This is a genomic window from Anaeromusa sp. (genome assembly GCF_028691475.1).
Classification (GTDB): domain Bacteria; phylum Bacillota; class Negativicutes; order Anaeromusales; family Anaeromusaceae; genus Anaeromusa.
Genome location: NZ_JAQUZF010000007.1, coordinates 24,180 through 45,709, shown reverse-complemented (window position 1 = coordinate 45,709; position 21,530 = coordinate 24,180). Strand labels below are relative to the sequence as shown.

Below are 21,530 nucleotides of genomic sequence, written 5' to 3'. Positions count from 1 at the left end.
GCGGCGTTGCACGGACAGCCTATGCCGACCTGCCTTAATCCCGAAGTGTTTAAATAGAAGTCGTGGTTGTATGTGAACTGAAAAGCAGAAGGAGCCTGGTTAACGCCAAGCGCCTTCTGCTTTTTTATGCTCATCGTAACCCTCTGTCGAAACCTCATCGCGACTCTGGTTCTCGTGTTCAATTCTTTGTTTCCGCAGCCGGTTTTTCATAACTTGTAGGGCCGTTTTCATATCCTACCTGCTTCAGCCACCAGGAAGGATAGAAGACTGGTTGAGCTAAGGCTTTCTGGTCGTTGATATAGCCGTCGTTGTATTTGAGATACAGGTCTTCGGACAGCTTCCACCAATCAGAGAGAAGCGACTGGGCATTGTCTTGGCTGTATTGAGTGAGGAGTTCCCGCGCTTCTTGGCGTTTGCCATTGTTCCACAGGGCAAGGGCTTCTTTTTCTAAGTTCGGCTGCTTACGGAAAGCAGTGGTTTCATACTTGTCCCGTACGGCTTGGATGTCTTGGATCATATAGGAATACTTCAACATGGCGTAGTTGGCGACATAGTTGAAGGACATCCAAAGGCTGTTTTTGTCGAACTTGAGGATATCCGCATGCTGCAGTGACGCTGGCAAGGTGGTAGCGCCAGCATAAAAGGGCATAAAGGTCGTTGTGCCGGGGCGATCCAGGCCGATCCACATTACGCCGCCGATGGCGTCAGGGAGATCGCTGCGGGATTGATTGACATAGGAATAGACGCAGCGGTAGATATTGAGGGGGCGTTCGAATTCGCCGTTGAGAGGCGTTAAGCGGCCTTCCTTGTCGGCCACTGACTCGGCGTTGCCTTCAAAGCGGTTGGGATCGCCAAAAGGACCGGCCGCAAGGCCTTTGGTAAGATCGAATTCGGTTCCTTCGTAGTTGTCGCGATGAATGGCGAATACGTCGCGAGGGGAGAGCTTTTTATCCGGCTTTACAGCGAAGGCATACGCTCTTGTGTAAGGGCCTTCCGTCCAGGGAGAAAGCTCTAACGATGGAGCCGCCAGCATCTGGGCGCGCCAAACGCGGCGCAAGGAGTAGTAAGGGTGATGAAATTCTCCGTCGCCATACACGCTGGTAAAGTCGAGCAGTCCTTGCTCCGGCTGCCACCAGCCTTTTTCTTGAGCGATAGAGAAGATGTTTTTGGAGTAAAGCATATCGTTGGCGTCGGGGCGGATGTCGCGGATGCGGAACTGGTTGGCGGCGACAAAGAAGGAATCATCCGGCACGCGCTGCGCCACCCAGACGCCGCTAGTGCCATTTTTGTCGTAGCCTGCCATTTCCATGACCCAACCTTCGTTTGGATCGCCTATCAACAGCGTTTCGCCGGTACCGTAGTAGCCGTAAGTTTCAATGAGCTGGCCCATGAGTAAAACGGCCTCGCGCGCGGTTTTGCAGCGTTCCAAGGCCACTCGGGACAATTCGGAGGAATAGAAAATGCGCTTGCCAGGTTCCGGTTCCGGGTGCACTTTGGCTTTGTCCGTGCATTCGCCGATGGAGAGTTGATGCTCGTTCATAATGCCGTAATTACCGTCGAAATAGGCGTAGGTATGAGAGACCTGCGGAATATAGCCCAAAGGAACGCTGGCTGGGATGCTTTTTACATCGTAAGTGGGGCCGCGGTCTTTTGTATTGAGACGATGGGTTTCGCTTGCGCCCCATTGCGGTTTGTAGTCAAGGGCGACAGTAGAGTAGAACACAGGACGAAGAGAGCCGTCCGGGTGATCTTTAGCCGGAACATAGACCACGCTGGGGTCGCTTAAGCCGTCTTCAGAATGCGAGACCAGCACGGAGCCGTCCATCGATGCACTTTTGCCTACGATCGTGGTGGTGCAGGCCCAGGCGGGCAAGGTTAGGGCGATTGAAAAAAACAAAGTGAAAATAGAGGCATAGTACTTTGATTTCATTGGCAATAACCTCCTCTTTTTATTGTGAGCCCAAAGGCCACACTACTACTTTACTCCAATACCAGAGTGCCGGTTCCTTGTTGCAAATGGCGAGAAGCAATTTTGAAATTGCTGCCTAAGGCCCAAATAATAGTATTGTTGCCGGGCTGCAAGTCTTTATCATACGGATCGCCTGTACGCAGTTTGCGTTTAAATTCTACCGTCATAACGCCGTCTTTTTCACTGCCGGTCAGTTCGAGAATATCGTTCGTCCCTCCCTGGGAGAGGTCGGCCGGATGGGGGCCTCTTGGCGAGGAACTAAAGGAATCTTCGCCTTCCACCTTGCCATTGCGAAGGGTAAAGAGGAGGATGTCGGCGTTTTTCATTTTTCCTTCTGAGCCGAATCCTAGAGCGCTCCAGCCTTTGGCTGGAGCTTGCAGGCCCAGGCAGGCATGGTCTCCGACAAGGCGGCTATATACAACAAGATCTCCGAAAGATTGTTGCTGGCTATATTCTTTGGGATTAATACTGCCGTCGCTTTGCCAGGAAACTTCTGGCGCCTGGCTTTTGGAAAGACTTTGCGAGGGTTTAGAGTCGCTGCAGCCGCCAATAAACAGGGAAAAACTAAGCAGGCTAGCGGCAAGGATCCTACAAGCAGGGAACTTCATGGCGGCACGTCCTTTCTTTAAGTAAAAGAACAGAAAAACCATAGTTTTCCAGAAACGATACATGGATTACTTTCGAGGCTGGCTAAGGAAATCCTCTTAATGGCGGTGAGCAATTTGAACATAAAAAAAGAACCGGCTTAGCCGGCTCAAAAAGAGTATGGACAGAATGTGGAAATATCAAACTGCTTGATGCAGAGATTGCTTATCGCTTTTTTGACTGAGCCAGACGCCGAGAGCGCGGGCTTCTTCCAGGGTATCGGTCTGTTGCAGCACATCGTCTGGTTCGTAGACGCCAATCGCTGTGACCATGCGGTGCTCGCCGAAACCGAGGAGATCTAAAACCTGTCCTACGGAATCGAAATAAGCCTGGAATACGGTGGGCGCTTCCTGGCCTTGGGTAACAGCGAGAGCTACCTTTTTGCCGGGCGTCAGTTTGCTGGAAAAATCGGGCTTAAGAAAGGAGAACATACGGTCTACTAAGAGTTTGAGCTGACCGCTCATTTGCCACATGTAGATGGGCGTACCCAGGACGATCGCGTCGGCAGCGACAATTTCCCGGAGAATGCTTTGGGCATCATCGTCTAAGGTGCAGTTTTCCTGCGTATTACAGGCATAGCAGCTTTTGCAAGGCTGGATGTCAAGCTGGCCTAACTGATACAGCTTGGTTTCAGCGCCGAGGGCAGCGGCTTGCTGCAGCATCGTATTGACGAGATGAGAGGTATTTCCTTGTTGGCGCGGGCTGCCAATGAGACCGATGATCTTCATGAAGACTCATCCTTTCTTGCGCCATGCAGTGCATGAACGGTAGTATGTGAAAATAGAAACTATTAAAATAACTAAAAAAAGTATGAGGTAATTATAGAATATAGAAAGCAGAATGTCAACTACAATGTACGTTCTTGCTGGACAAATGCAAATTGATTATACATTATGCGGAAAAATACAAAATACATATGTAAAAATGTAAAGGATGCCAAAAAATAAAAGTGGCTGGCAGGAAAAAAATACCGTTTAAGGGAATCCTTTTTCCATAGGAAGAAACTTACTCTAGATTCAGTTGGACCTGTAGAATTTGCAAGCGAAACAGCGGCTGATAAGGAAAGCTGAAGATAGGAGGAGGTTAAACAATGCAGCAAGACATGGAAAAAACCTGGCTGGGCCATCCTAGAGGCTTGTTTGTGCTATTTCTGGTAGAGATGTGGGAGCGCTTTTCCTACTATGGTATGAGAGCTTTGCTTGTGTTTTACATGACGAAGCAGTTGCTCTTTTCCCAGGAAGATGCTTCCCATGTTTACGGTCTCTATACGGGTCTGGTGTATATGACGCCCCTTTTTGGCGGCCTTTTGGCGGATCGTTTTTTAGGGCAGCGGCGGGCGGTATATATTGGCGGGTCTCTCATGGCGGTAGGGCATTTTTTAATGGCCTTTGAATCGCTGTTTTTTCCAGCGCTGGGCTTTTTGATTGCTGGTAATGGTCTCTTCAAGCCCAATATATCGACTCAGGTAGGCAGTTTGTATCCGGCAGGCGATAAGCGACGAGACAGCGCCTTCAGCATTTTTTATGTGGGCGTTAACCTAGGCGCATTTTTAGCGCCGTTGACCTGCGGTACGCTGGGAGTTGTGGTCGGCTGGCATTATGGCTTCGGCTTGGCTGGCGTGGGCATGATGGTAGGGCTTTTAATTTATCTGTATGGTCAGCGTTATTTGAAACCAGACCGTTTGACGGCGCGCAAGGAAGCCTCCGCAGAGGCGGAAGCGCCGCTGACGCTGCGGGAAAAACAAAAAATCGCCGCCTTAGTGCTGCTGTGCTTGCTGACCATACCCTTTTGGGCGGCCTTTGAGCAGCAGGGAAATACGTTGGCGCTTTGGTTTGACAGCGATACGGATCGGCAGATCGGCGAGTGGGAAGTGCCGCAGACCTGGTTTCAGTCGCTTAATCCTATGTTCATTTTTACATTGACTCCCGTGATTACCGCTTTTTGGGCTTGGCAGGCCGGGCGGGGCGCACAGCCTGGAGCGATAGCCAAGATGGTCCGGGGCTGTCTGCTGCTGGGCGCGTCTTTTTTGGTTCTGGTTCCTGCCGGAATTTGGTACGATGTGAATGGAACGCCGGTGAGCATGTGGTGGCTGGTGGCCAGTACGCTGGTGATGACGTTAGGGGAGCTGTATCTTTCGCCCATCGGTATGTCCATGGTGACCAAGCTGGCGCCGGCGCGAGCGGTGTCGATGTGCATGGGCATCTGGTATCTGTCGCAGTTTGCCGGCAATCTGTTGGCGGGCTATATTGGCGGCTTTTGGGAAGTGCTGAGCCGCTTTCACTTCTTCTTGCTTTTGGCGTCGTTGGTTTTCGGCGCAGCCTGTGCTACCGCAGTGTACCTATATATAATGAAGCGTTCGCGCTTGCGTGAGGATATGCTTAATGTCTAGGGAGGGAGCCTTTGCTGTATGTGCATCTCACGCTAAAGCCGCCCTTTTTGCATCAGGCTTTGTCAGAAAGCCTCGGCAGAGCTCCACTATGCCTGCATTTTCTTTCTTGCCTGACGTAAAAAATTCTTGGTAAAAAATTCTTTTTTCTCTTCACAAATTTTCTCTGTTTCCTCTGGCTTTTCTCTGTTACTCTGCGTTTCGTTCCCTGCCCTGTGTTCGGTGCCTTCCGAAGGTCGCTTAGGCGGCCTTTTTCTTTTGTGTTTCTTTAAAAAGGAGCTTGCTTTTTGACAAACGAAAGAATATAATCAAACCGAAACGAACATATTCGAACATTGAAAATAAACACAAACGAAAGAGGTGATAAGGCCTTGTTCCAAGTAGAGCGTCAGGAAAAAATTGTACAAATCTTGGAAGAGCGTCCGCGGGTGACCGTCGAGGAGCTGGCGAAACAGCTCGGCGTCACCGCCATGACCATCCGTAGAGATTTGAAATACCTGGAGAGCGTGCAGATTGTGAGCCGGACCTTTGGCGGCGCGGTGCTGAAATCCAAGCTGACCTTAGAGCTGCCGCGACAGGAAAAAGAGATGCAGCACCAGGCGGAAAAAGAGCGTATCGGGCAGGCGGCAGCGGCGTTGGTGGAAGAGGAGCAGACCGTATTGCTGGATTCCGGAACGACGGCGATGGCGATTGCTAAAGAGTTGCTTAAGAAGAAAAACTTGACCATTGTGACGACGGACGTGCTGATTGCGGCCTTTTTAGTGCAAAACAGTTCTTTCGCCATCTATTGCACAGGCGACCGGGTACAGAATGTAACTGGTTCCTGCATGGGGTCCCGGGCGATTGCCTTTTTAAAGGAAATTTACGCGGACATCGCCTTTGTAGGCGCCAGTTCGTTAGACGTGGAGCTGGGCATGAGCGGGCCGACTTTTGAAAAAGCGGAGCTGAAAAAAGAGATCATTCTTTCCGCGGAAAAAGTGATTCTGGTGGCCGACAGCAGCAAGTTCAACCGGCGCAGCATCAATAAAATCTGCAGTCTGCAGGATTTTTCGTTGATTATCAGCGACAAAGGCGTAGCCGCAGAAACGGTGCAGCGTTTGCAAGAAAAAGGCGTGGCCTTGCAGCTGGTATAGATAGAAAGTTAGCTTGAGCTTAGCGTAAGGAGAGAGACAGATGCCAAAGGTGTTAATTGTGGGAGACGACATGACTGGAGTCAATTCCAGCGCAGTGCTGCTGTCCCGCCAGGGTTTGCGGTGCGCGACCTTTTTTGACCTGGACCTGTACACGCCGGAAGAAGGCAAGAATTTGGACGTGGTGGTTGTCAGCACAGACAGCCGCAGCATTGCAGCGCAGGAAGCTTATGACCGGGTAGATAAAGCCATGAAAAAGCTCTATGACAGCAGTGTGCAATTGGTAAATAAGCGCATGGACAGCACGCTGCGCGGCAATATCGGCCCGGAGCTTAAAGCCATTCTCGACAATGTACCCAAAGGAACCATGGCGCTGATGGTGCCGGTATTTCCTACTTCGGGACGCGTCTGTATCGGCGGCTATCTGATGGTTAACCAGGTTCCCTTGGAACAGACGATCGTGGCTAAGGACCCCAAAAACCCGATTACTACGTCGAAAGTGGTGCCGTTAGTCGCTCAACAGCTGGATGAGCCGGTTGGTTTCATCGAGCTCAGTACGGTGCTGCAGGGTTCGGAGGCGGTGAAAAAAGCCATTCTGCAGTACAATGACGAAGGCGTGCGCGTCGTAGTTATTGACGCTACGACCAATGAAACGGTGGCGGATATAGCCAAAGCCGCCAAGGCGACAGGTCTGCCTATTGTGGCGGTGGACCCCGGTCCGTTCACCAGCGCTATGACGGCGGAAGTGGTGGAGATGGAAGAAGCCCGGGGACAGAAGGTATTCTTGACTGTCGGCAGCGTTAGCGATAACACGCGGCGTCAGATGGAAGACATTCGCCTTAAGTATGCGCATCATCTTGTGAATGTATCGGTATTGGACTTGATAGACGACGCCAAGCGGGAAGCGGAAATCGAGCGGGTAGTTCAAGAGATCTGCGTAAACCCGGACGCGTATGAAGTGCTGGGCGTCACCACCACCTGCTGGGAATGCGATGTTATCGATCTGGGCAAAGTGGCCGCAGAGCAGGGCACAACGCAGGATGAGATTTCTCAGCGCATTTCTAAAGGGTTGGCGCGCATTACCGTGCGGGTTATTGAAGAACTGGGCGACTGCATTGGCGGCCTCTTCACCAGCGGCGGCGACGTGACGGTGGCGGTGTGCGATGCGCTGCAGGCCATCTGCATTGAAGTCAAAGATGAAATCTTGCCGCTGGCGGTGTATGGCCGTTTGCACAAAGGCATTTTTGACAAGCATCCCATCGTGACCAAGGGCGGCCTGATTGGCGACGATACGGCCATCAGCAAATGCGTGGACTATCTGCTGATTAAACTTTCTAACGAAAGCTACGCCAAAAAGAACTAGTAAAGCACCAGGCTTTGAACAGGAGTGACCGGAGTCGCGGGAGGGACCGCAGGAGGATTACGAGCTAAGAGAGATTGCTTCGCTTCGCTCGCAATGACGTTTGCGGCAATCTCTTCGCTAGCGTGTTCTACTTGCTATTCTTTTGAAAAAATCCGTAACTCTTTGCGTACCCTCCATTTACTCCCTCTACTCCTGTTGAAAAATCTTTCGCAACCCTCTTTCGTGCCCTCCGGTTACTCTGGTTCTCTTGTTAGTCGTCTTTTAACTACTTTATTTTAAGGAGCTGTTTACTATGCAAAAACCGATTATTGCCATGCCTATGGGCGATCCCGCCGGCGTGGGTCCTGAAATTATCGTGAAATCCTTGAACCTTCCCGAAATCTACGAAACCTGCCGCCCGCTGGTGATTGGCGATGTGTCCGTGTTGGAGCAGGCTATGACCTTCTGCGGTATCAAGCTGGGCATTCATCGTGTGGAAAATCCGCAAGATGGCAAGTATGAATTTGGCTCTATCGACGTTATCGACTTGAACAATGTAGATGTCAAAGAGCTGCAAATCGGTAAAGTGCAGGCGCTGTCTGGCCGCGCCGCCTTTGAATACATCAAAAAATCCATTGATTTGGCCATGGCTAAGGAAGTGGACGCCCTGGCGACAACGCCGATCAACAAGGAATCACTGAAAGCCGCTCACGTTAACTATATCGGCCATACGGAAATTTTGGAAGACCTCTCCAACACCAAGAACCCCTTGACGATGTTCCAGGTATTTGACCTGCGCGTGTTCTTCCTGACTCGCCATGTGTCGCTGCGCCGCGCTTGCGAGCTGGTAACGACGGAAAGCATGTATGAGTTCATTCACCGCTGCGCCAAGGCTCTTGAGGTGCTAGGCGTGAAAAATCCTCGCTTGGCTGTGGCCGGTCTTAACCCGCACAGCGGCGAGCATGGCCTCTTCGGTGACGAGGAAGTGCGTGAAATCGAACCGGCTATTGCCAAAGCCCAAGCAGACGGTTTGAATGTCGTAGGCCCGGTAGCGGCGGACTCGGTGTTCCATTTTGCCTTGAAAGGCAGATATGACGCCGTTCTCTCCCTGTATCATGACCAAGGCCATATTGCGACCAAGATGGTAGACTTTGAACGCACCATTTCCATTACCAACAATATGCCCTTCCTGCGTACCTCCGTTGACCACGGCACAGCGCTGGACATTGCCGGCACTGGGAAGGTCAGCGAAGTCAGCATGGTAGAAGCCATTAAGCTGGCGGCGCAATACGCACCCAATTTCAACAAGCAATAAGCGCTTGTTGGCTGTTTGCGGCGCAATGTTTTGGGGTATGAAGCATTCGCCGCGAAAGCCTTTTTATAAATCGGATATTCTATTAGTACGATTAAGAAAGAAGGGTTAATGATGGATCCGACAGTAAGCATGCTTTCCGTTCTTGGTATTGCTATTTTAATGATTATTGTTTTAAGCATCAAATTCCGCATTCATGCCTTTATCTCTCTGTTGGCCGCTTGTTTTCTCATTGCCTTTGCTACGGGCATGCCTCTCGATAAAATTGGCAAGTCCATTGAAGTCGGGATGGGCGGTACCTTGGGTTTCTTGGCGCCGATCCTGGCGCTGGGCGCTATCATCGGCAAGATGATGGAAATTTCCGGGGGCGCTGAAAAGCTGTCTCGGACGCTGATCAATATTATTGGCAAAAGCCGCGCCGCTTGGGCGATGATGATTGTTGCCTATATCTGCGGTATTCCGGTTTTCCTGCAGGTAGGTATCGTACTTCTGACTCCGATTCTCTTCTGCGTTGTTAAAGAATCGAAGCAGCCTCTGGTAAAAATCGCGCTGGCGATGACTACCGCTTTGACGGTTGTTCACTGCATCGTACCGCCCCATCCGGCAGCCATGGCCATTGCTTTGGCTCTTAAAGCTGATGTGGGTAAAGTGATTTTCTATGGTCTTTTGGTTGGTTTGCCGGCTACCGCTTTGGCAGGCCCCATTTACGGTCACTTCCTGTCGAAAACCAATGATCTGGAAGTGCCGGAGCAGTATCGTTGCGTGGAGCCGACCCCGGATGAAAAACTGCCGGCTTTCGGTATTACTCTCTTTACCATTTTGCTGCCGCTCTTGATGATGATTGGTAAAACCATCATTGAACTCGTAGGCGATAAGAATGCCGCTTACATGCCTATCGTTAATTTCCTGGGCAGCCCGATTACGGCTCTCTTTTTGGCGGCGATTCTTTCCTACTATGTCATGGGTCTGAAACGCGGTTTCTCTTTGGGCGATTTGGCTAAGAAAACCGAATCCGCCATGGGCCCGATGGCTACGATTATTTTGGTTATCGGCGCTGCCGGCGCGTTCAACCGCGTCATCCTGGACAGCGGCATCGGCGAAGTCCTCAAAACCGTGCTGACAACCATTCAGATCAGCCCGTTGATCATGGCTTGGGTTATTGCCATTGTCATGCGTTTTGCCATCGGCAGCGCTACTGTGGCGATGATGACCTCCGCCGGTTTTATTACGCCGGTTTTGGCGGCCTATCCTTCGTTGGATCCGGCTTTGGTGGCGATCGCCATTGGCGCCGGCGCTATCGGGGCGTCTCATGTAACTGACCCCGGCTTCTGGTTTGTAAAGGAGTCGCTGGGAATTCCGATGAACAAAATGTTTACCATTTATACCGGATCGACCACCATTGCCGCTGTTGTCGGCCTTGCAGGCACGTTGATTTTGGCGGCCGTTGTCGGCTGAATTTCATAAGAAGGCCGGCCTGAGAGATTTAGAGAAAATGGCCGATATTGTTCAAGAAACACCTGCTGATGTCGGCAGGTGTTTCTTGTTGACTTGTGTTTTGCGGCTTCTTTTTATAATATAGAAGAAGAAACTTTGTAACGGAGGATATAGGGCATGATTGAACAGGCAAGACAGGTACTGCGTATGGAGGCGGCTGCGATTGAAGCGCTTATTCCGCGTATTGACGAACAGTTTGTGTTGGCGGCGCAGCTGATTTTGGAAACTAAGGGCCGGCTCATTGTTACCGGCATGGGCAAGCCGGGCCATGTAGGGCAGAAGATCACGGCAACCATGCTGAGTACAGGTACGCCCTCGTTTTTTCTGCATCCGGCGGAAGGCATTCATGGCGACTTGGGCATGGTGACGGAAGATGATATCGTTTTAGCGATCTCCAATAGCGGGGAAACGTCGGAGGTTATTAATATTCTGCCCTCGATTCGTCGTATTGGCGCTAAGATTATTGCCATTTGCGGTAATGCTCAGTCAACGCTGGCGCAAAACGCGGATGTGGTGCTGGACGCCTCGGTGGAGCAGGAAGCTTGTCCTTTGGGACTGGCGCCGACCACAAGCACGACGGCGGAGTTGGCTATGGGCGATGCTTTAGCGGTAGTACTCATGTCGGCGCGCAAGTTTACGGCGAATGATTTTGCCGTTTTTCACCCTGGCGGCGCGTTGGGACGCAAGCTGCTGATGAAGGTGGCCAACGTCATGCACGGTGAAGAAGAAAATCCGACGGTAACCTTGGCTCAAAGCGTCAAAGAAGCGTTGTTTGTCATTACCGACAAGGGTCTTGGGGCTACTTCGGTAGTGGATGCAGAGGGTAAGCTGGTAGGGCTGATTACGGACGGCGACATCCGCCGCGGTCTGGAAAAGGGCCTGGATTTCCTGACTCATAACGTGGGCGAGCTGATGACCAAGCAGCCGCAGACCATTACGGCAGAGAAGCTGGCTGCTGAAGCGCTGCGCATGATGGAGCAGCATCGGCCCAAGCCGATTACCGTCCTGCCTGTAGTGGACAAAGAAGGCCGCTCCGTGGGATTGGTGCATGTTACCGACCTTTTGCGGCAGGGGATTGTGTAGGGAAACTGCTGCTTTATTCGCACCACGCGTCAAAACAGTTCTTTTTACGCCAGACTTTGTCAGAAAGCCTCGACAGAGCGCCGCTCTGCCTGCGTTTTCTTTCGCGTCTGACGAAAAAATTCCTAGTTTTGTCGGAGCACTCATGAAAGCAGCAGCTTCCTGGAACTATCAATAATAGTGGTTACGAAAAGAGGCCCTTCAAGACGGTGTGAAACCGTTTTGAAGGGCCTTTTAGTACGTATACTACAATTTATAAGTTTTTACGGCTTAAAAACCTAGAGTTATTAAGGGTTCGGAGCTTCTGTATAAACGGCGGCATAACTGTATTTGAGACAAGATTTGCGCGCGACTCGCAAAAATAGGAGTCGACGGCAGTTCCGCGAACTCGCTGGCGCTCAGACATACGGAACTTTTCTCCGTCGCCTCCTGTTTTTGCGTCCTGCGGACCGTCTTGCTCCAAAAAAGTCTCAAATACAGTCACGGCCGCCGCAGTTTTAGTCCTGCCTTCGCTTTACTCTTAAATTCAGTAAACCTCTTTTTCTAGTGGAAACCGTATGCTACGCCATCCATGCTGCATCCGGCACTAGGCGCATCTAGCGCAGCGTCGCGACTCCGGTTCTCTTGTTCAATATTTTTACTGTTCTATGTGACGTTCTCTTTAAGGGCCGCGTAGCGGTTTTTCTTATCCTGTTGATGGTGTACGGAGGACAATCACTAATATTTTCAAATTTTATTAAAAATGCGCTTGATTTATAGACTTAAAAGTATTATCTTAAATATATAAGGGTTATAAATACAGTCTAAAGAACTAGATGACTAAGTAAACTGCTTCCAAAGTATAGGAGGGGTAATCATGGCGAAAAAGATGCTTTCTACTGACGCAGTAAATTGTTTTTCTTGTTTGCATGCTACACGCATCCTGACTAATGGAGGGAAAGTCTATGAGTGTGGTGCCATCTTGGGAAAAGGGGAGAAAGATGAGCCGATGTGTCATCAGGCTCATCAAATCATGGTGTATCGCAATATGTTTTACATCCCTGAATTTTGTCCGAGTACCAAGGCTGTGAAAGCTGGAACCTTGTATTCACCGAAGACGGGTAACCAATGCGGTAAGGTGAAATATATCGCTTGGTAGAAAGGGAGGGAGCCTAATGAATTATAATAATCGTCAGTTGCTTTACTTTTTGCCGGATAACTGGTGGGCTTCAAGGTATGGGGGATTTATGGCGCTTGTTGCTTCTGAACAGGACTTGATTCGATTGGAGTCGGTTAGTGAGGTTAAGGTTGGCTGTTGGGAACCCCGCATGCTAATGATTGGCGATGAGCCAGCCCTTTTGACGGGTGTTAAGGAGGGAGCTTGTTTTACTTGTTATCGCTACTTTGTAAAAGCAGGGCCTGCACATCTGCCTTCCATGGAAGCTTTAGAGAGTTTGCGGCACGCAACTGACAATGTTGAAGGTGGCGAACTGGGAGTAATTCAAAAAGCCTTGCCTTTAATTAACATTCTTGCTAAAGGGATGTATCACTTTAAATTGGAAAGGTATTATCCTACCGATGGAGAGGGTGAATTTTTCTGGATGCCCTTAAATCGGCAGCGAGTATATGACTGTGCGTCGTACAATCATATATATCGTGGCCCGGCGCGGTTTTTAGCGCCAACGCAATCGGTTACCGCGTTTAACCCGGCAAGGGTGGAGGAATATCGCAGGAGAATACAAAAAGGTGAGCAAGTCGGCGGGATTGCGTATAAATACATCAATCACTTAAGTTTTCTGTTAGACGGGCATCACCGCGCAGCGGCGGCTATGCTGGAGGGGATTGATTTTCTATGCTTAACAATTGATCTTTTTGATCGCTGGCATATTGAGGAAGACGGCAAAACGATGTGTGTGTTTGCTAATCGTAGAGTGTTAGTCGGGACTAAAGAAAGCATTGATGCTAACGGCGAAAAGTTGGTTACGACATCCTATCGGGGTGAGGAAGATTACTATGATATTTCAAATCTGCCGTCGGAATTTTCCTTTGTGAAAAACGGGAGGCTAGATGATGCAGTTGATGAAGCTTTGTTTCAGCGGTATATGAAAAGGTGGTCGCGAACAAAACAAGACTTCGCATGGCCTGCGGAGTATAGTCAAAAGGCCAGCCAATATCCGACGATGAAACAGTTAACGGAAGAAGCATATCAAAATAAGATGGAAAGCTATGACGATATTTGACGAAGGCATGGAGGAAGAAACTATGAAGCAGACTGGGAACAAGCAAGTTTTTTCAACAGCAGAAATTACACAACGTATTGAAGAGGGATTTGCTCAGAAATATAAGGCATTCTCCAATTTTCCCCAGAGCGGCAAGGTATGGGACGAATGTCTTGCCGCTGCGCAGGATGCGAAGCTGATGAACAATCTTGTTTTTTGCAATGATGTGCTGCAGATACCGCCAGTAAAGGTGTTTTTGCTGGCAAACGCAACTATAGGCGGCCAGCTTGCTGATGAAGAAAAGAAATCCATAGGCGCGTTTTGGGGCTTTGTTTTTAAATTTGTTTTTGGGTACAAAAACCAAAAAAGTGTTTCTGTTCGGGTTGCAGACAATAATTTAAAGAGCGCAACGTATTTTTTTGATTGTCCGCAGGAAATAGAAGTAGTGCTGGGAAAATTTGAAGACGTGAAAGGGGAATGAAAGTATGAGAGGCTTATCAGAACTTTTTATGGGAAATCTTCAGGGAGTTACGGGGCAGGGCGGGTTAGATTTAAGTGGTGTTTTGAACTGGGTAAAAGAAGATTCCTCACTCTGTCTTGAAATCCGGGAAAACTATATCAATATTTACTATCGCGGCGGGAATATCATGAAACTGACTGAAACCAACGGCAGCTATTCGATTTATTTTGACAGCAAGTATTTTAATTCTCCTCAGTATAGTAAATTGCGCAGGGGCGTTGCTGTCCGCACGCTAGCAAGTGAAATTGTCGCCAAACCAAGTATAAATGCGCTTGATATCAGTGATTGGCTGGAAATTGCTCCTTATCTAAAACACGCAATGGATTCTTATTTTGGAAGGCACCCTCATAATGAACGAGAGTTTCAACAGCTAATGGTTAGGGAAAATAACTTTAAAGGAATTGCAAAAGGAACAGATTATTTTATTGTCGACATTGAATATGCTAATAATGAAGGAAGATTTGACATGATTGCCATTCGATGGCCGTCAATAAGTGCGGAACGTAAAAAAGACGATAATGTCGGTTTAACATTTATAGAAATGAAGTATGGAGATGGAGCTTTGGCAGGTCCATCTGGAATTATGGACCACATAACTAGTCTTCATGGGTATTTGTCAGATCATCAAAGATTACAGTGTTTAAAGCAGGAAATCATTACTGTATTTAACCAAAAGATTGATTTGGGATTAATTGACAACAAAAACAAAATTAAAGGTTTCAATAATGAGGAGCCCGAGTTTGTTTTTGTTTTTGCAAATCATGATCCAGAGTCTTCTAAGCTTAAGGTCGAATTTAGCAAGGCGCTTGCTTGGTGCAGTGCAAACGCACCCCCAAATTTTACAATCAAGGTAGCCACAAGTAATTTCATGGGATATGGATTATATATGCCTTGCGTTTATATATTGCCTGACTTTTTAACGAAGTTCGGTTCATCAATATGAACATCATTGTGCACGGAGGGAACAACCAAATTGGAGGCAATTGCATTGAGATAGCGGGCGAAAAAGCCCGCTTGCTTTTTGACATAGGGGCTCCCCTGGGAAGAGACTTGCCAAAGTTTGAAGAGAAGCCTGCTAAGGAACAATGGCAAAGTTGGTTCGAGGAAGGCTTGCTGCCTGAGCTCCAAGGTCTATATGCATGGGAAGAGCCGGAATTTAAAGCTGTTTTCATTTCCCATACCCATGTGGATCATGTTGGCTTGGCTTCCTGGGTGCATCCGGATATTCCCATACGGATGAGCCGTCTTTCGCGGGATTTGCTTGTAGGGAGACTGGAGGAGTTGAGGAAAAGTAAGGAGTCCGCTCTTAATGTGCAGTGCTTTTCCGATGCGAAGCCTGTGGAAATCGGTGGGATAAAAATAACACCGTATCGCGTGGACCATTCGGCGTTAGATGCGCATGCATTTCTGATTCAAGGGGAAGGCAAGAACATTTTATATACAGGAGATTTTCGGGGACATGGACGGAATGCGCAATGGACGGAGGTGATGCTGACAAAGCTGCCGTCTTCTGTTGACGCAGTAATCATGGAAGGGACTAATTTGGGTCGGACGGTTGTGAGTGTAGAAGAAGAACAAATCGAAGCTGCGGTCTGCAATCAGTGCGAGAAAACAAAGGGATTGGTAATGGGGCTTGTTTCTACGCAGCATTTTGACCGGATTCTATCGTTTTTCCATGCCGCGCTAAACACCGGACGAACCCTGGTCATTGATCCTTATCAAGCGCATATGTTGGATATTGCCGGTTCGGAAACGAAGGAAGCCATGAAGCAGGGGCGGGTCAAGGTGCTATATTCGTATCGTACCAGCAAGGCGTTGGCTGACTCTGGCCATAAAAAGATTCTTTATCGCTATAAGAATTACAAGTTGGCTAAAGCGGACCTGAAGCAAAATCCTCATAAGTACGTGCTTTTGGTACGATCATCTATGCTTCAAGAACTGGAAGAACTTGAATTGGACGACTCTAGTTGTCTGGTTTATTCAATGTGGCGGGGGTATAAGGAGCAGCCGGAGATGGCGAAGCTTCTCGGTTTTTGCGAAAAAAAGCGTGTTCCAGTTGTTGATAAGCATACTTCGGGCCATGCAGATATCGACACCCTGCTAAAAGTAATAAAGCATTGCAATCCGGGAATGGTGATTCCGGTGCATACGGATTGCGAAGCGGAATTTTGTCAGTATGACGTAAAGACGGTTCTGCCTTTACGAGGAAAACCTATTTCCATTTAAATATGGAGGTGCGGCGCTATGTATTTGGGCAGAGAATGTACCTGGGTTGAAATCCGTGACATTGCCAATTCGCTTTCTTATGAACAAGATAATCAGTATTATTTTGTGTGGGAAACAAAACAAGAGCTGCAGTGGATCGAGCAGGTGTGGAGCGGCCTAACGAAACGAGGCATGACCCTCTATGAGAACGAAAGCGAGAAAATGCTGGTTCAAGGGCAGCTGGGAACAATTGCAGCTCTGTTTTGTAGGTTTATGGATCTTGCGTTTGGCCGCAGAATTCTCATTCATTATGACGGCTGGTTTGATGAATTGGGATTTGAGGTGAATCGGCTAGAGGCGGCATTAAATGAGCCGCTGACCCAAGATTACTTTGAAAAGGAAATCTATGGCGATGAGCTAGGCGAAACGGGCGAAGGTGTTCTGCGCGAGGGGTATGTTTGTTATGTTGAGGATGAATGTAGTGAGTTTATGAAAAGCCATGTTGTGAAGAAAGTAATTTCTTTGCAGCAGAAATCCATTTACCAGGCTCTTTTGGGCATCTTTGGCAATGAGAATTTGCTATATCTTTCTTTGCTGCATACGCAGTTTGAAGATGAATGTCGGGACTGGATCAAAGAGGGCATGCTCTTAGATTGGCAGAATGTATCCTGAAAGGGGATGGAAATGTGTTTGTCCAAAAAGTAATTTGCCGGATACTCATGGGGATACTTCTGGTTGGAAGTATGATGCTGGCAGAGGGGAGCGTTTCTGCGGCGGAAATGCCGCAAGATAAGCTGCAGGAAGCCAGGGAAGTATTATTTGAGTTTGAACCGTCATGGCGAGAGCGAGAAGCGCAAGGAAAGCATTCGGTTCGCTTAAAGTCGGGCAAGGAAGTTTTGGTAACTTTTATTATTGCTGGAAAATGGGTAGAGGAAGGCAATGCGGTTGATTTTCATGTGTATGACATGATTGAATATGGGGATGGCAGTGGTCATTCAGCAACAGTCGGATGGTATCGCGTATGCCTGGATAGTGGGGAGATATACGATACGATATTTATGAAAAAAATTTACCCAAAAGAATAGCTCGTTGTGAAAGAAAACACCCTATAGTGCATACTTTTTAGAGTCTGCGCTATAGGGTGTTAGTAATTCTTTTGTTTGCTATGCTTCTTCTTCTTGTTCCTGACGATTAGCTGTAGCCATGGCCGTAACTTTGTCGTCATTGGTCATGTCCATGATCTTAACGCCTTGGGTATTGCGGCTGATCAAGGAAATTTGCGAGACGTTGGTGCGGATGATGGTGCCGCCGGCGGTGATCAGCATGAGATCGAGATCGGGGCGGACCACTTTGATGCCCACGACTTCGCCGGTTTTTTCCGTAACCCGCATGTTGATGACGCCTTTGCCGCCGCGAGTTTGGTGGCGGTAATCATCGGCGGTGGTGCGCTTGCCGAAGCCTTCTTCGGTAACGGTCAACACGTCGCCATTGCTGCGCAAGGTATCCATGCCGACAACGACGTCGCCTTCTTCCAAATTGATGCCGCGAACGCCGTGAGCGTTACGGCCCATGACGCGGACGTCTTTTTCCGAGAAGACAATGGCTTGGCCGCGACGAGTGCCCATGATGATGTCCTGCTGGCCGTTGGTCAGCTTCACATCGATCAGGTCTTCGTTGTCGCTGAGGGTGATGGCGATGAGGCCGCCTTTGCGGTTGGTGTCAAAGTCCATCAACTCGCTCTTCTTGACCGTACCCAATTGGGTTGACATGAAGAGGTAGTAGTCCTCGTTGAACTCACGCACTGGAATGACGGCAGTAATCTTCTCCTGGGCTTCGAGAGCCAGCAGGTTGATGTTGTTGACGCCTTTAGCGGTGCGGCCGGATTCGGGAATTTCGTAGCCCTTGAGGCGGTACATGCGGCCGCGGTTGGTAAAGAAGAGGATGTTATTATGGGTCGTGGTGACAAACATGTGCTCCACGAAGTCATCTTCTTTGGTGCCCATGGCGGTAACGCCCTTGCCACCGCGATTTTGTTTGCGGTAGGTGTCAAGAGGAAGGCGCTTGATGTAGCCGTTGTGGGTCATGGTGATGACGATTTCCTCTTCAGCAATGAGATCTTCGATCTCCAGATTGGAGGTATCGCTGGTAATCACCGTGCGTCGCGGATCGGCGAAGCGCTTTCTTGCATCCAGCAATTCTTCTTTGATGATGCCCATAACCAAATGTTCGTTGGCTAGGACACTTTCTAAGTAAGAGATGGTTTCCAGCACATCCTTGTATTCTTGTTCGATCTTATCGCGTTCCAAGCCGGTAAGGCGCTGCAAACGCAGGTCCAAAATAGCTTGGGATTGTTTTTCCGAGAGGGCGAATTTGGTCATCAAGGCTTCCCTGGCGATATCCGCCGTACGGGAGGCGCGAATGGTTTTGATGACTTCGTCCAAATGATCCAGCGCGATTTTGAGACCTTCCAAGATATGCGCGCGCGCTTTGGCTTTGGCCAGCTCGAAGCGAGTGCGCCGGGTAATAACTTCTTTTTGATGCTCCAAATAGTGGAAGAGCACTTGCGGCAGAGTCAATACCTGCGGCTTGCGGTTAACAAGCGCCAGCATGATGACGCCAAAAGTTTCCTGAAGCTGGGTGTGCTTGTACAACTGATTCAGGACTACGTCCGGCGTGGCGTCGCGCCGCAGCTCGATCACCACGGACATGCCTTTGCGGTCACTTTCGTCTCGTAGATCGGTGATGCCGTCAATCGCCTTGTCCCGCACTAGATCGGCGATGCGCTCAATGAGGCGCGCCTTGTTGACCTGGTAGGGAAGCTCGGTGACGACAATGCGATGCTTGCCGTTGGACATTTTTTCGATATGAGCCTGGGCCCGCATACGTACGACGCCGCGGCCAGTGGAATAGGCGTTGTAGATGCCTTCCCGGCCAAGGATCAAACCGCCTGTAGGAAAGTCAGGCCCTTTGATGGCTGTCATCAAATCCGGCAGGGTTACTTCGGGATTGTCAATCATCATGATTAAGGCGTCGACAACCTCGCCGAGATTATGCGGCGGAATGTTGGTAGCCATGCCAACGGCAATGCCAGAGGAGCCGTTGATTAAAAGATTGGGCACTTTAGCTGGCAATACGGTAGGTTCTTTTAAAGATTCGTCATAGTTGGGCGTAAAATCTACGGTGTCTTTTTCAATGTCCGCCAGCATTTCTTCCGCTAGACGAGACATGCGTACTTCTGTGTAACGCATGGCGGCTGCGGAGTCGCCGTCGACGGAGCCGAAGTTGCCGTGGCCGTCCACCAAGAGATAACGGGTGGAAAAATCTTGAGCCAGACGGACTGCTGCGTCATATACAGAACTGTCACCATGAGGGTGATACTTACCAAGCACTTCACCGACGATACGCGCCGATTTTTTATAGGGCTTGGTCGGGGTCATGCCGGCTTCATGCATGGCGTATAAAATGCGCCGGTGCACCGGTTTGAGACCATCCCGGACATCCGGGAGAGCGCGCATGACGATGACACTCATCGCGTAATCGATATAGGAATTCTTCATTTCCTCATCGATGCGAATAGGGAGAACTTTACCTAATCCGAAATCCACTCTCTCACCTCGAACCGCTGCGCCGAAGCGCAGGTGTGATCTTAACAACTCATTATACCATATTTTGTGAAGTTGCTCTAGTAGGACTACAGGCCAAACAGATAGCAGAGAAAACATATCGTTTCGCGGTGGGTAATAAATTTAGAAGGAAGTTGGTAATGAACCGCGAAATACACGAAACACGCGAAAAGGTTTTATGAATTTAAAACATATCTCTGCTTTCCTCTGGCTTTTCTCTGTTACTCTGCGTGAATCGTATCTTCAAAAGAATACAAAAAGTACGGTTTTGCTTTTATAGGTGTTAGTGTATACTATAAATAGCTGAATTCAACGTTAATTTCAGGAGGAGTGCTTTATGTCCGAACGGATTCTTGCCATCAACCCTGGTTCAACGTCTACGAAAATTGGTATTTTTGAAGGAACAAAAGAAGTTCGCACCATCAATCTCAGCCATAGTGCGGAAGAAATTGCTCGTTTTCCCCAGATCAATGATCAGCTTTCTTATCGGTTGGAAGCTATTCAGGCGGTCTTAAAAGAAGAAGGCTTGAAGGCTGCAGATTTTGCCGCTATCGTTGGTCGGGGCGGTCTTTTGAAACCAGTTGTCAGCGGTACTTATGCCGTGAATGAAGCGATGCTCACGGATTTGAAGAGCGGCGAGTACGGCATTCACGCTTCCAATTTGGGCGGCGTGCTGGCCAATCTTTTGGCGAAGGAAGCCTGCTGTCCGGCTTTCATTGTAGACCCAGTGGTTGTTGACGAGCTGACGCCGGTGGCGCGCCTTACTGGTTTGCCGGAGATGCCGCGGCAGTGTATTTTCCATGCCCTTAACCAAAAAGCGGTAGCCAAGCGTTTTGCCGCCGAGAAGGGCAAGGCGTATGAAGAGCTGAACCTGATTGTAGCGCACTTGGGCGGCGGCATTTCCGTAGGCTGCCATGCGAAAGGCCAGGTTGTGGAAGTAAACAACGCGCTGAACGGCGACGGGCCTTTTTCGCCGGAACGGGCTGGCACGGTGCAAGCGATGCAGTTTGCTAAAATGGTTAAAGAGCGCAGTCTGGACGACATCAAAAAACTGCTGGCTGGCAAGGGCGGTCTTGTGGCGCATTTGGGCACTAACGACGCCCGCGAAGTGGAGCGCCGTATTCACGAAGGCGACAAACAGGCGGAACTGGTCTATGACGCGTTGATTTATCAGATTGCTCGCTATATCGCCGCTAACTCCGTAGCGGTCAACGGCAAAATAGACTACATTCTGCTTACCGGCGGCATTGCTTACTCCAAATATCTCACAGCGCGTCTCATTGAAAAAGTGCAGTTCATTGCACCGGTGGAAGTACTGCCTGGCGAAGACGAGCTGCAAGCGCTGGCCGAGGGCGCCTACCGCGTCTTGACCGGCAAGGAGCAGGCGAAAACTTACTAAGGAAACTGCAAATTTGTTCACATCTCACGCTAAAAGGGATCTTTTTTCGTCAAGCTTTGTCAGAAAGCCTCGGCAGAGCGCCGCTATGCCTGCGTTTTCTTTCGCGCTTGGCAAAAAAATCTCTCCTTTTGGCGGAGCGTTCACTAAATCAGCAGTTTCCTTTGGAACGGAAATATTTAACGAAAAGCCGTCGAGCAAGCGCTCGGCGGCTTTTTTGATAAACGCGA

At 49.3% G+C, this 21,530-nt stretch carries 18 protein-coding genes; 14 read left to right on the top strand and 4 right to left on the bottom strand.

Translation table 11 applies throughout. The features are described 5' to 3' along the window. Nucleotides 1-178 precede the first annotated feature (178 nt). The 3 genes from PHF27_RS02295 to PHF27_RS02285 form a co-directional block, all read right to left on the bottom strand. Entirely contained in the window at nt 179-1,930 is a 1,752-nt protein-coding gene (locus tag PHF27_RS02295) for a C69 family dipeptidase (protein WP_300065501.1), read from the bottom strand. A gap of 50 nt (nt 1,931-1,980) precedes the next feature. Further along, the gene (locus PHF27_RS02290; RefSeq protein ID WP_300065499.1) at nt 1,981-2,577 is read right to left on the bottom strand and encodes a DOMON domain-containing protein; all 597 of its coding nucleotides are present in this window, start codon (nt 2,575-2,577) and stop codon (nt 1,981-1,983) included. A 177-nt stretch (nt 2,578-2,754) separates the two neighbouring features. Further along, nucleotides 2,755-3,342, bottom strand: a complete 588-nt coding sequence (locus PHF27_RS02285; RefSeq protein ID WP_300065497.1) for a flavodoxin family protein — start codon at nt 3,340-3,342, stop codon at nt 2,755-2,757. A 362-nt stretch (nt 3,343-3,704) separates the two neighbouring features. Between PHF27_RS02285 and PHF27_RS02280 the strand changes: the two genes are divergently transcribed. From PHF27_RS02280 to PHF27_RS02220, 13 genes are all read left to right on the top strand, one after another. Then, nucleotides 3,705-5,003, top strand: coding sequence for a peptide MFS transporter (locus PHF27_RS02280; RefSeq protein WP_300065495.1), 1,299 nt, complete (start codon nt 3,705-3,707; stop codon nt 5,001-5,003). Between the two features lie 368 nt (nt 5,004-5,371). After that, nucleotides 5,372-6,133, top strand: a complete 762-nt coding sequence (locus PHF27_RS02275; RefSeq protein WP_300065493.1) for a DeoR/GlpR family DNA-binding transcription regulator — start codon at nt 5,372-5,374, stop codon at nt 6,131-6,133. A 40-nt stretch (nt 6,134-6,173) separates the two neighbouring features. Continuing rightward, complete coding sequence (locus PHF27_RS02270) at nt 6,174-7,493, top strand: four-carbon acid sugar kinase family protein (protein WP_300065491.1); 1,320 nt, start codon at nt 6,174-6,176, stop codon at nt 7,491-7,493. Nucleotides 7,494-7,785: 292 nt separating this feature from the next. Further along, on the top strand, nt 7,786-8,787 hold the full coding sequence (gene pdxA / locus PHF27_RS02265; RefSeq protein WP_300065489.1) for a 4-hydroxythreonine-4-phosphate dehydrogenase PdxA: 1,002 nt from the start codon (nt 7,786-7,788) through the stop codon (nt 8,785-8,787). Nucleotides 8,788-8,898: 111 nt separating this feature from the next. After that, entirely contained in the window at nt 8,899-10,239 is a 1,341-nt protein-coding gene (locus PHF27_RS02260) for a gluconate:H+ symporter (RefSeq protein ID WP_363320030.1), read from the top strand. 156 nt (nt 10,240-10,395) lie between these two features. After that, nucleotides 10,396-11,361 (top strand): KpsF/GutQ family sugar-phosphate isomerase, encoded by a 966-nt coding sequence (locus tag PHF27_RS02255; RefSeq protein WP_300065485.1) that lies wholly within the window; start codon nt 10,396-10,398, stop codon nt 11,359-11,361. A gap of 853 nt (nt 11,362-12,214) precedes the next feature. Next, a complete protein-coding gene (locus PHF27_RS02250) occupies nt 12,215-12,496 on the top strand; it encodes a hypothetical protein (RefSeq protein WP_300065483.1) in 282 nt (93 codons plus the stop codon). A 16-nt stretch (nt 12,497-12,512) separates the two neighbouring features. After that, nucleotides 12,513-13,577: a hypothetical protein gene (locus PHF27_RS02245; protein ID WP_300065481.1), complete on the top strand. Its 1,065-nt coding sequence runs from the start codon at nt 12,513-12,515 to the stop codon at nt 13,575-13,577. Nucleotides 13,578-13,599: 22 nt separating this feature from the next. Beyond that, entirely contained in the window at nt 13,600-14,037 is a 438-nt protein-coding gene (locus tag PHF27_RS02240; protein ID WP_300065479.1) for a hypothetical protein, read from the top strand. A 4-nt stretch (nt 14,038-14,041) separates the two neighbouring features. Beyond that, on the top strand, nt 14,042-15,019 hold the full coding sequence (locus PHF27_RS02235) for a hypothetical protein (protein ID WP_300065477.1): 978 nt from the start codon (nt 14,042-14,044) through the stop codon (nt 15,017-15,019). A gap of 107 nt (nt 15,020-15,126) precedes the next feature. Next, complete coding sequence (locus tag PHF27_RS02230) at nt 15,127-16,302, top strand: MBL fold metallo-hydrolase (RefSeq protein WP_300065475.1); 1,176 nt, start codon at nt 15,127-15,129, stop codon at nt 16,300-16,302. A gap of 18 nt (nt 16,303-16,320) precedes the next feature. Then, nucleotides 16,321-16,953 (top strand): hypothetical protein, encoded by a 633-nt coding sequence (locus PHF27_RS02225; RefSeq protein WP_300065473.1) that lies wholly within the window; start codon nt 16,321-16,323, stop codon nt 16,951-16,953. Nucleotides 16,954-16,967: 14 nt separating this feature from the next. Next, on the top strand, nt 16,968-17,366 hold the full coding sequence (locus PHF27_RS02220; protein ID WP_300065471.1) for a hypothetical protein: 399 nt from the start codon (nt 16,968-16,970) through the stop codon (nt 17,364-17,366). Between the two features lie 78 nt (nt 17,367-17,444). Here PHF27_RS02220 and gyrA read toward each other — a convergent pair whose 3' ends face one another. Further along, complete coding sequence (gene gyrA, locus PHF27_RS02215) at nt 17,445-19,886, bottom strand: DNA gyrase subunit A (RefSeq protein ID WP_300065469.1); 2,442 nt, start codon at nt 19,884-19,886, stop codon at nt 17,445-17,447. Between the two features lie 355 nt (nt 19,887-20,241). On the opposite strand from gyrA, the gene buk reads away from it, so the two are divergent. Next, nucleotides 20,242-21,303 carry a butyrate kinase gene (gene buk / locus PHF27_RS02210; protein ID WP_300065467.1) on the top strand — a complete coding sequence of 354 codons (1,062 nt, stop codon included), beginning with the start codon at nt 20,242-20,244 and terminating at the stop codon, nt 21,301-21,303. Nucleotides 21,304-21,530: the final 227 nt, after the last annotated feature.